The 10,463-nt window shown below is 69.7% G+C and carries 8 protein-coding genes and 1 riboswitch; of the genes, 2 read left to right on the top strand and 6 right to left on the bottom strand.

All coding sequences use genetic code 11. The features are described from left to right. Window positions 1-40: 40 nt before the first annotated feature. The gene (locus RUH65_RS14130; protein ID WP_313818230.1) at window positions 41-2,254 is read right to left on the bottom strand and encodes an HtaA domain-containing protein; all 2,214 of its coding nucleotides are present in this window, start codon (window positions 2,252-2,254) and stop codon (window positions 41-43) included. A gap of 213 nt (window positions 2,255-2,467) precedes the next feature. Here RUH65_RS14130 and RUH65_RS14125 point away from each other — a divergent pair, with 213 nt between their 5' ends. Further along, window positions 2,468-3,142 (top strand): biliverdin-producing heme oxygenase, encoded by a 675-nt coding sequence (locus RUH65_RS14125; RefSeq protein WP_313818229.1) that lies wholly within the window; start codon window positions 2,468-2,470, stop codon window positions 3,140-3,142. A gap of 73 nt (window positions 3,143-3,215) precedes the next feature. Here the strand turns inward: RUH65_RS14125 and RUH65_RS14120 are convergent, their stop codons facing one another. From RUH65_RS14120 to RUH65_RS14100, 5 genes are all read right to left on the bottom strand, one after another. After that, the gene (locus RUH65_RS14120) at window positions 3,216-4,076 is read right to left on the bottom strand and encodes a siderophore-interacting protein (RefSeq protein WP_313818228.1); all 861 of its coding nucleotides are present in this window, start codon (window positions 4,074-4,076) and stop codon (window positions 3,216-3,218) included. A gap of 99 nt (window positions 4,077-4,175) precedes the next feature. Then, on the bottom strand, window positions 4,176-5,549 hold the full coding sequence (locus RUH65_RS14115; RefSeq protein WP_313818227.1) for an LLM class flavin-dependent oxidoreductase: 1,374 nt from the start codon (window positions 5,547-5,549) through the stop codon (window positions 4,176-4,178). Further along, window positions 5,546-6,976 carry an MFS transporter gene (locus RUH65_RS14110; RefSeq protein ID WP_313818226.1) on the bottom strand — a complete coding sequence of 477 codons (1,431 nt, stop codon included), beginning with the start codon at window positions 6,974-6,976 and terminating at the stop codon, window positions 5,546-5,548. Before RUH65_RS14110 ends, RUH65_RS14115 begins: the two co-directional genes overlap by 4 nt. Next, window positions 6,976-8,283, bottom strand: coding sequence for an acyl-CoA dehydrogenase (locus RUH65_RS14105; RefSeq protein ID WP_313818225.1), 1,308 nt, complete (start codon window positions 8,281-8,283; stop codon window positions 6,976-6,978). Before RUH65_RS14105 ends, RUH65_RS14110 begins: the two co-directional genes overlap by 1 nt. A gap of 103 nt (window positions 8,284-8,386) precedes the next feature. Then, a riboswitch (SAM riboswitch) is annotated at window positions 8,387-8,481 on the bottom strand. A gap of 68 nt (window positions 8,482-8,549) precedes the next feature. Continuing rightward, complete coding sequence (locus RUH65_RS14100; RefSeq protein ID WP_313818223.1) at window positions 8,550-8,915, bottom strand: hypothetical protein; 366 nt, start codon at window positions 8,913-8,915, stop codon at window positions 8,550-8,552. 203 nt (window positions 8,916-9,118) lie between these two features. Here RUH65_RS14100 and RUH65_RS14095 point away from each other — a divergent pair. Then, window positions 9,119-10,463 (top strand): DHA2 family efflux MFS transporter permease subunit (locus RUH65_RS14095; protein WP_313818221.1); only part of this gene is annotated, 1,345 nt, incomplete at its 3' end.

Below are 10,463 nucleotides of genomic sequence, written 5' to 3'. Positions count from 1 at the left end.
ACCCGATGGGGGTGGCGGTCAGGTCCACCACGTCGCAGGTTCAGGCGGCGTGGCTGCCCTGCTGGCGGCGGGCCAGGACCAGAACGAGGGCGCCGAGGGCGAGAAGCCCGCCGCCGGCGGCCATCAGCCCGGTGGTCTCCGCGCCGGTCGAGGCCAGCTGCACGGAACCGGGCTGCTGACCGGTGGCGTACTTGCCGGTGCCGTCGGTGACCAGGACCTGCTGGCAGTCAGTGCCCTCGCCCAGCGGAAGGGTGACGCTCACCGCGTCCAGGGCGGTGCCGGCCTCATAGAAGCCGGCGAAGGCCTCCGCACCGGCCGCCGTCAGGGTGGCTGGGGCACTGTTGAGGGTGACGCGGTTCTCGCTGACCGTCAGGCTGGAGGTGTTGACCGTGGCGAAGGTGACGTTGCTCCGGCTGAAGCCGTCGCCCTCCATGGAGGAGGACGTCACGTCGGCGATGATCGCGGCAGATGAGGGGCTCGTCTGCTTGAACCGAAGGTTGGACAGGTTCAGGTCCAGCACGCCGTCATGCCCGGTGAAGTGCACGGAACCGCCGAAGGTCACGGTGCCGGTGCGGGAATCCTTGGCATAGGAGCCGTTGCCCCCACCGAAGGTGAAGGCGCTGCCCGCGTAGGACGCTCCGCCGCCAAGGGTCCAGCCGCCCTGGGCGATGCCACCGCGGATGTAGTTGCGGAACGATGACTTGAGGCCCCAGTTCAGGGTGGCCCCGGAGACCTCGTTGGCCGTGCAGACGGTCTGGTAGACGGGCTTTGTATCGGTGGTGGTGAGCTGGCCGCCGTCCGTGTCACGGCCGTTGACGGTCACGGTGCCGTTTCCGTCAACGGCCCCTTGACCGCCCGAGGCGTTCGGGTCCATCGGCGTCGGGGTAGAGCCGTTGTTGCCCTGACCGGCGCCGGGGGTTCCGGAGCCTTCCGAGGGCGCGGTGTCCGACAGGCGCACGATCACGTCCTGGGAGGTGTCCGTGCGCCCCTGGCCATGCGCCTTGGAGGTGTAGACGGCGTAGTCCGAGGCGGTGGCTCCGGCCGGCAGGTCCATGGTCAGGGTGAAGGAGCCGTTGCCGCTGAGCTGGGCGGTGCGGCCCATGTCGATCGAACCGTTCTCGTACTCCGTGGCGACGGCAACGGTCTGACCCTCCACGAGAACCCCCGCCGCAGAGGCCTGGTAGAAGCCGGACTGCCCGGCCTCGCCGAGTCCCACGTAGAGGCCGGGCGCCGCGGTGGAGAAGCCGGTGCCGCTCACGGTGACGGTGCCGCTGTCCGGAGCGGAGACGGTCACGCGGGGGGCGCCGTGGTCCGGCGCCGGGGTGCTCGGCGCCGGAGAGGTCGGCTCGTCTGAAGGGGTGGGATCAGGAGTCGGAGTCGGTTCAGGAGTGGGTGTCGGTTCCGGCGTCGGCGTCGGTTCCGGCGTCGGCTCAGGGGTCGGCGCGGGGGTGAACTCGAGCTCGACGCCGGCGTCCTGGGACGGATCGGCCACGCCCTGGCCGTGGGCCTTGGAGGCGAACACGGAATAGGAGGTGCCGTCCCCTGCGGGGGCCATGAGCGTGGCGGTGAAAGCCCCCTCGGCAGAGATCCGCACTGCGGGTACGTAGACCGTGTCGGCCTGGCTGATGGCGCCCGAGCCGGAGGCGGCGTAGAAGCCACCGGCGGAGGTGGGGGCCACGCCCAGGTAGACGCCGGGGCCCTCGGTGGAGAAGTTGGCCCCGGTCACGGTGACCTCTCCGCCGGCGGCAGGAACGGCCGTGGCGGTCAGCGTCGGCGGGACGGCCGGGGCCGGCTCGGCGTACGCGATGGGGGTGGTGGAGTTCTGCGAGGGATCAGCGAAGCCCTGACCGTGGGCCTTCGAGGTATAGGCGGCCAGGCCACCCTCAGGCTCCGCGGGCAGCGTGGTGGTGAAGGAGAAGGTGCCGTCGGCCTGCATCCGCTCGGTGCGGCCCTGCGGCGAGTCACCGACCGCGGCCGTGGGACTGACGTAGACGGTCTGGTCCTCCACGAGGCTGCCGCTGCCCTGGTAGAAGCCGGCCAGACCGGTGGGGCCGATGCCGAGGTAGATGCCGGGAGCCTCGGCCGAGAATCCGGCACCCGAGATCGTGACCTGGCCGCCGCCGTCGGGAACCTCGGTGATGGAGACGGTGGGGGCGGCGCTGGCGGGCAACGCCGTGAGCCCGAAGGAGGCGAGCAGCACTGCGGTGGCCATGGCCACCCAGCGCAGGACGCGTCGGTGAATGGGGGTCTTCATGGAGTCCTCTCCGAGAGAACGGCCCGGCGCCGAAGGCGCGGACCATCAAAGGTGCTAGTGAGATGCTTGCCGAGCGCATTACGAAACAGTGGTGTGGCGCATTCAGCTATCGTTAAGGTAAGCCTTACCTAAACAAATCACAAGTTATCTGCGAAGATGACGTCAGTCACGCCACGCACCCCCGCAACGGCACCTTTCCGAAAGGGCGTCACCATGACCGCCACCCCCGCACCGGCCCTCTCAGCCCGCGTCCGCGAGCTGACCCAGGCCGACCACCACGAGGCGGAGACCTCCACGTTCATCACCGACCTCATGGGCGGGCGCCGCTCAGCCCGGGACTATGCCCTCCTGCTGTCCCAGTACGAGCACATCTATCACCAGCTGGAGGACTCCGTGGCCCTGGCGCGCGTCACCTCGCCGACTCCCGTGGCAGATCTGTTCGACCCCCTGCTCGAGCGGGCACCCTTCATCCGGCAGGACCTGATGAACCTCTTGCCCGTGGCGGGGCTGGACGAGGCTCCCGGCGAGCTGCCGTCCACGCGGGCCTACGTGCGGCGGATCGCGGAGGTGGAGCATGACCACGCACGGTTGGCGGCCCACCACTACCTGCGGTACCTGGGTGATCTCTCCGGCGGTCAGGCCATCGGCACGATGGTGTCCCGCCACTACGGGCTGGCCGGGGAACACCTCGCCATGTACCGGTTCGAGGGGATCGAGAAGCCCAAGGTCTACAAGGACGGCTACCGGCTGAAGCTCGACTCACTGGGCCTGACGCCGGAGCAGGAGGACGCCTTCATCGAGGAGGCGTCCCGCGGTTTCCAGTTCAACAAGGACATGTTCCGGGACCTGGACGGGTTGTCCCGGCGGCTGGCCGGCGTCGCCGCCTGAGCAGTGGAGGCCCGGGGCTGTTCAGGCCCCGGGGTGCGGCGAGGTCAGCCGCCGGTCGGAAGGACGGGAATCGCTACGCCTCGGGGAAGATCTGCCCGATGGGCTCGTTCTTCTCGGCCTGGAAGGCCTCCTCGGCACGGCCGTAGGCCCAGTAGGCGGACAGGGACATCCGCCGGCGGTCCACTCCGCGGACATCGGAGAGGTAGCGGCGCAGGTCCTTCACCATCTCCCGCTCACCGTGCGCGAAGACCTGGACGTCGCCCTCGCGCCACGGTGCCTCGATGACCGCGTGGGCCAAGAGGGTGGACTCCGGCGTGAAGATGCCGCCGCGGTGCAGCCAGGTGAGCTTGATGCCGTCCGGGGCGGTCAGGGCGACCTCGTCCTCCGGTCCGGCGACCTCGATGATGGCGAGGCCGACGGCGTCCGCGGGCATAGCTTCCAGGGCGGAGGAGATGGCGGGGACGGCTGACTCGTCTCCGGCCAGCAGGTGCCAGTCCGCGGCGGGATCGGGGAGGTACATCCCGCCTGGACCACCAAAGGTGACGGGGTCGCCGATCGCGGCCTGGGCGGCCCAGGGGCCGGCGAGGCCCTCGTCGCCATGCACCACGAAGTCGACGGCGAGGGTGCCGGCGTCGTGGTCCACGGACCGCACCGTGTAGGTGCGGCGCACGGGCATCTTCTCCGGGGGCAGGGTCTCGCGGAGTTGCTCCATGTCATAGGGCATCGTCAGGCCCAGCGCCGGGTCCGCGAACATCAGCTTGATGTACTTGTCCGTGGCGTCCTTGTCCTGGTAGTCCGCGAACCCCGGCCCACCCAGCGTCAGGCGCACCAGGTGTGCGCTGATCCGCTCGGTGGCGACCACCTCGAGCAGGACCGGCGGCTTGGGCTGGCGCGGAGGACGGGCACCATTGCGCACGGAGGGGGACGTAGACATGGAGTCCTCTTTCGGAGTCGATGACGTATTCAGTTCGACCGTACGCCATATCCCGCCGGCACCGTCCGCGGTTACCCGGCGGGCGGAATCCGGCGTCACTCAGCGCCGGAAGGCGGCGCCGCGGTGGTCCTTCGCCAGGTGCGGGCCGGCGCCCAGGATCACCTCGCGGAGGGTTTCGACGCCGTCCCCCTCGGCCGGCTCGTCCGGCAACAGTCCGCGCCGCCGCAACTCGGGAGACACCAGGTCCGTGAACCGCTCGAGGTCCGCCGGGCGGACGGCCGCCGAGATGTTGAAGCCGTCCACGTCCGTGGCCTCCTGCCAGCGGATCAACTCGTCCACCACCGTCTGCGGTGAGCCGGCGATCACCGGTCCGCGACCGCCGATGGCGATGAACTCGGCGAGGTCCCGCACGGTCCAGGTCCGGTCCGGAGACAACTTGGTGAACGCCGCGAGCGCTGACTGGTTCGCCTCGGTCTTGATGTACTCCAGCGGGGCGTCCGGATCCGAGCCGTCCAGGTCCACCCCGGTCCACCCTCCGAACAGGGCCAGGGCACCGTCGATGTCCACGAACTCCCGGTAGCCCTCGAGCCGGGCCTCGGCCTCCTCGTCCGTGTCCGCGACCACCACGGTGGCCATGGTGAAGATGCGGATGGCATCCCGGCTTCGTCCACGTTCGGCCAGCCCGGCGCGGATGCCGTCCACCCACTGGCGGACGAGGGAGGTGGTGTTGCCGATCAGGAAGATGGCCTCGGCGTGGTCCAGGGCGAAGTCCTGGCCGCGCTTCGAGGCACCCGCCTGGAACAGGAAGGGGGTCCCCTGGGGGCCAGGATGGGTGAGGGCCTGATCCGGCACGGAGAAGAACGTGCCTCGGTGCCCCACGGGGTGGACCTTCTCCGGATCCACGAAGACGCCGCGGTCCCGGTCCGCCACCACGGCCCCCTCCTCGAAGGACCCCTCGAACAGCTTGTACATCACCTCCAGGTACTCGTCCGCACGGTCATAACGCTCGTCATGCGGGATCTGCTGGTCCATGCCGAGATTCCGGGCCGCTGAGTCCTGGTAGGAGGTCACCACGTTCCAGGCGATGCGCCCGCGGGTCAGATGGTCCAGGGTGGCGAAGGTGCGGGCCAGCAGGTAGGGCGCCTCGTAGGTGACGGAGGCGGTGATCCCGAAGCCGAGGCGCCGGGTCACGGCGGCCATGGCGGGGACCACCACGAGCGGGTCCAGCACGGGAGCCTGCACGCCGCCGCGCAGCGTGGCGTCGGTGGAGTCCCGGTAGACGTCGTACACGCCGGGGATGTCCGCCAGGAAGAGGGAGGCGAACCCGCCCCGTTCCAGGGTCCGGGCCAGCCCGGTCCAGTACTCCAGCGTGTCGAACCCGGCGACCCCGGACTCCGGGTGCCTCCACAGGCCCGGGGACTGGTGCACCGGGACCATCATGTCGAAGGCGTTCAGGAGAAGGGGGCGGGTCATACAGACGTCCTTTCGGAGGTTCTCTCGGTGGGGCTGTCAGGGTCAGTGGCTCCGACGGCTGGGGTGCCGGCTGCGAGACGCTGCTCGGCAGACCATGTGGGATCGTCCGCCACCGGAACGGCGTGCAGGTCCGTGAGCTCCGTGCCACGTTGCTGGCTGGCCGGATCCTTCGCCGCGAGCGCTGCGGCGACGGAGAGGACGGACAGCACCGTCAGGTAGCCGGCGATCAGCCACGGGGCCTCCCCGCCGGCGGCGAACAGCAGCGCGGCGATCATCGGCATCAGCCCGCCACCCAGGACGGTCCCGACCTGGTAACCCAGGCTCACGCCCGAGTAGCGGACGTGGACGGGGAACTGCTCGGCGAACCAGGCCGCCTGCGGCCCGTAGATCGCGTCATGGATGACGTTGATGCCCAGGATCACCACGAGGGGCAGGAAGGCGAGCGGGCCGGCGTCGAGGAAGGCGAAGAGGACCCAGCCGAAGACCCCGATGGCGGCATAGGCGGCCGCGGACAGGAGCCGGCGGCCGATCCGGTCGGACAGCCAGCCCCAGAACGGCGTGGAGAACAGGCCGATGGCCGAAGCCACCATCACCGCGGTCACGCCCGAGGAGCTGTCCCCGCGCACGTCTCTCAGGTAGGTCAGCATGTACACGGTGACGAGGTAGTAGATGGCATTCTGGGCCAGTCGCAGGCCGATGGTGACCAGCAGTGGCCGCCGGTGGTGGGCCAGCAGCTCCTTCAGAGGTGCCTTGGCCACGTTGCCCGAGGCCTGGTGCTCCAGGAATTCCGGGGCGTCTGCCACGCCGAGCCGGATCCACAGGCCGACGGCCACCAGCAGGGCGGAGAGCAGGAACGGGATGCGCCAGCCGAAGGCGGCGAACTGCTCGGCGCTCATGATGTTCTGCATGATGAAGAATGCCCCGGTGGCCAGCAGCATGCCGGCGGAGGAGCCGATCTGGGTGAAGGAACCGAAGAAGCCGCGGTGCCGGGCCGGCGCGTGCTCCACGCTCAGCAGCGCGGAGCCACCCCATTCAGCCCCGGCGGACAGGCCCTGGAGGATCCGCAGGACCACGAGCCCGACGACGGCCCACCAGCCGATGACCTCGAAGGTGGGCATCAGCCCGATCAAGGTGGAGGCCACGCCCATCAGCAGCAGGGACGCGACCAGCAGCGCCTTGCGGCCGATCCGGTCCCCCAGGTGGCCGGCGATGATCCCGCCCAGCGGCCGGGCGATCACGCCGACGGCGAGGGTCGCGAAGGAGGCGACGATCCCGCCGAGTTCGGTGGCCATCGGGAAGAACTGGACGTTGAAGATCAGCGCCGCGGCCGTGCCGTAGAGGTAGAAGTCGTACCACTCGATGGTGGTGCCGGCGAAGGCGGAGGCCAGGACCCGCTTCTTGCCGGAGAGGATGTTCGTGGTGCCCATCAGCCCTGGCCTCCCTTCGCATCGCCGATCGCGTTGAGACCCTCGGGCAGGGTCCCGTTGATCCAGTAGTCCCCCAGGGACCGGGCCCGGAAGGCGATGGGGTTGTGCGTGGCCACGGTCTGGGCGTTGCGCCAGTGGCGGTCCAGGGCCTTCTTCGTGGACGTGGCAGAGGCGCCGACGGTGAGGAACAGGTCCTGGGCGGCACCGATGCCCAACTCGGGCACCGTGATGGTGGCGTGTTCGATGGCCAGCTCGGAGCCGTAGAGCTCGGCGGGCACGTCGCCGGTGAAGTCCGGACGGTCGGCTCCGACGGCCTCGGCGGCGGCGATGCCGGCATCCAGGGCGCGGGCGGCGTGGAGCACCGTGGCCTCGGCGGTGAAGGCCTTCCCGGCGATGCGGCCGGCGGCCTCCTGGATGAGCGGATCCTCGCGGAACGGCAGGCCGGAACCGGTGTTGAACGTGCGCTTGCGGGAGGCGATGGTCGCCACCGCATCTCGGCGGGAGGCGCGGGCGATTCCGGCCAGGACTGCCAGCAGCACGAGCTGGAAGAAGGCCGCCTCGTGGACGGCCTCGGCGGACCCCGGCACCCGGTCGAGCACTCCGTGAGCGGGGACCGGAACCCTCGTGAAGGTTGCGGTGCCGGTGCCCGTGAGCTTCTGGCCGAAACCGTCCCAGTCGTCTTCCAGGACCACGCCCTCGGCATCGGTGGCCACCACGGCGAACTGACGGCCGTCGAGCAGCCCACCGTCGGCGTCGGCACGGGCGGCCGAGACGCGGGTGTAGTCGGAGAAGATGGAGGCGGTGGCGTAGAACTTCTGCCCGTTGAGCTCCATGCCGCCGGCGGTCGGCGTCAGCGTGGTGTTCAGACCGCCCAGCGCGTTGCCGCCCTTCTCCGTGGAGGCGTTGCCCACCGTGGCGCCCGCCAGGACCAGCGGGTACCAGGCATCCTGGACGTCCCGCGGCTGGAAGCGCAGGGCTTCCAGGAAGCCGTAGTGGGAGCGGTAGATGTGGGCCACGTTGGAGTCGGCCTCAGCCAAATCGATCAACAGGTGGAAGAAGGTCTCGAGGCTGACCTCCGGACCACCGTGGACCACCGGCACCCGGAGCGTACCGAAGCCGGCCTCGTCCAGGCTCCGTACGGCGTCGAAGGGCAGCTCGCGGTGCAGCTCCCGGGCCAGGGAGCCCGCCGCGATGTCCTCGAAGAGCGGCTGGAAGTGCTTCTGGAGGCCGGCGTAGTCCGTGGGCAGGCCGGCACTGAGATCCACTCCGGGCTGGACGGCGGCTATGGTGCGGGGTGTTGCTGTCATTCGGCGGTCCTTTCGGTCTCACCGAAGGATTCCCGTGGCGGGGACCGGACCGTGCCGGGTCGTTCGAAGCGGCACCGTGCAGGGAACCGCTTGAGCCGTGGGATCTCCATCGGTCCTGGCGGTAGCACCCGGCTGGGGAATCCCCACGGGTTGCTGCGGCGTCGACGAGCCAGGTCTCTCGGCCGCTCTGGATGGTTACCCGCCCACGCTAACGGACATCGGCACTCCCGAGCCGTGTCCGGCGTCACGTCGCTTCACACAGATGCTCAGCCCTCGTTGAGGAGCAACTCCTCGGGCGCGGGAAACGGCAGGTGGAACACCTCGGCCCGGGCTCCCACGGCGGAGGCGGCCCCGTACTCGTCGGCGACCACCACGATCCCGTCGGTACTGGCCTGACTGATCCGCACGGGGCGCTCCGTCCCGTCGGCCTGCCGCAAGCGGTGACGGTTCGCGAGGAAGCCGAGGCTCCGCGCGTCGAGCAACTCCTCCGCCTCCAGCCAGTCGACCGGTGCACCGCCCACCGGGCGGCCGAGGATGTCCCGGGGACGGAACCCGCCGCCGTCGGGCACGATCCAGCCGACGGGCTCACCGTCCTCGCGGCGGTGCTCGATCCAATTCCCGGGAAGCGCCATGCGGCAGACGGTAGCACCGGGCGCTCCTTCCACGATGGCGTGACGAACACCTCGAGCACGGCGCAGGATCGGATGGGGCGTCCGCAGGGGAATAACGGCAGACTGGACGTGGTTCCCTACCCAGGGCCCAGAGGCCCCGACGTTGTCGCATGAGGAGCCCATCGGCTCCTCATTGCTTTGTGAAGAGAGGACCGCCGCAGACCATGCCGGCTACCGAGAAACCCCAGACCAACCCCGCCGGTGCTGCCCCGCCGGCCACGACGTCCAGCCTTCCCCCGGGCGCCAGCCGAGTCATCTCGCTGCTCGTCGTCGCGGCCTTCGTGGTGATTCTCAATGAGACCATCATGTCCGTGGCGCTGCCGAACCTGATGACGGAGTTCGCCATCGGCGCCTCCACGGCCCAGTGGATCACCACAGCCTTCATGCTGACCATGGCGGTGGTCATCCCCATCACCGGCTACCTGCTGACCCGCCTTCCCCTGCGCACCGTGTTCATCGTCGCGATGTCCAGCTTCCTGGTCGGCACGTTGCTGGCCGCCGTCGCGCCGACCTTCTTCGCCCTGGTCCTGGGCCGCGTGGTCCAGGCGGTCGGCACGGCCATCATGATGCCGCTGCTGATGACCACGGTGCTGAACGTGGTCCCCTCGAACCGCCGTGGCCGGACCATGGGCGTCATCTCCATCGTCATCGCCGTGGCCCCAGCCATCGGCCCCACGCTCGGCGGTGTCATCCTGGATGCGCTCAACTGGCGCTGGATGTTCTGGATCATGCTCCCGATCGCCGCGATCGCGCTCGTCCTGGGCGCCACGATGATCAGCAATGTCACGGAGACCCGGCGCCTGCCGCTGGACGTGTTCTCCGTGGTGCTGGCCGCGCTCGGTTTCGCCGGACTGGTCTTCGGCCTGAGCAGCATCGGTTCCGCCGCCGAGGGCAGCGCGCTGATCACCCCCTGGATCCCACTCACCGTGGGCATCGTCTCCCTGGCGGTGTTCACCTGGCGCCAGCTCGGCCTGCGTGACCACGCGCTGCTGGACGTCCGGGCCTTCGGCACCTCCACGTTCACGATGGCCCTGCTGATGATGTGCATCGGCATGATGGGCATGTTCGGCACCCTGATCACGTTGCCGATCTACTTGCAGAACGTGCTGGGCCTTGATGCCATGCACACCGGGCTGACCCTGCTGCCCGGCGGCTTGCTCATGGGCGTGATGGGCCTCTTCGTCGGCCGGCTGTTCGACCGCGTCGGTGCCCGCCCGCTCGTCATCCCGGGGACCGCCATCGTCGCCACCGCCCTGTGGGGGATGACCACCCTGACCGCGGACAGTGGCCAGGGAACGGTCATCGCCTGGCACATGCTGCTCAACGCGGGCCTGTCCTTCATGTTCTCGCCGCTGATGACGGCAGCGCTCGGCTCTCTGCCGCGCCGGCTGTACTCGCACGGCTCGGCCATCCTGTCCACCCTGCAGCAGGTGGCAGGTGCCGCCGGCACCGCCGTGTTCATCACCGTCATGACCACGACCGGAGACGGGTCGCGCCACAGGATCCGTG

The organism is Citricoccus sp. (assembly GCF_032154715.1).
Taxonomy (GTDB): domain Bacteria; phylum Actinomycetota; class Actinomycetes; order Actinomycetales; family Micrococcaceae; genus Citricoccus.
The sequence above is the reverse complement of the archived record's forward strand: the minus strand, read 5'-3'. Positions and strand labels throughout refer to the sequence as shown.

Excerpts from the sequence above, each read along its gene's own strand:
- RUH65_RS14110 (WP_313818226.1), bottom strand. The coding sequence starts at position 6,976 with ATGGGCACCACGAACATCCTCTCCGGCAAGAAGCGGGTCCTGGCCTCC.
- RUH65_RS14125 (WP_313818229.1), top strand. The coding sequence starts at position 2,468 with ATGACCGCCACCCCCGCACCGGCCCTCTCAGCCCGCGTCCGCGAGCTG.
- RUH65_RS14105 (WP_313818225.1), bottom strand. The coding sequence starts at position 8,283 with ATGACAGCAACACCCCGCACCATAGCCGCCGTCCAGCCCGGAGTGGAT.
- RUH65_RS14115 (WP_313818227.1), bottom strand. The coding sequence starts at position 5,549 with ATGACCCGCCCCCTTCTCCTGAACGCCTTCGACATGATGGTCCCGGTG.
- RUH65_RS14100 (WP_313818223.1), bottom strand. The coding sequence starts at position 8,915 with ATGGCGCTTCCCGGGAATTGGATCGAGCACCGCCGCGAGGACGGTGAG.
- RUH65_RS14130 (WP_313818230.1), bottom strand. The coding sequence starts at position 2,254 with ATGAAGACCCCCATTCACCGACGCGTCCTGCGCTGGGTGGCCATGGCC.
- RUH65_RS14120 (WP_313818228.1), bottom strand. The coding sequence starts at position 4,076 with ATGTCTACGTCCCCCTCCGTGCGCAATGGTGCCCGTCCTCCGCGCCAG.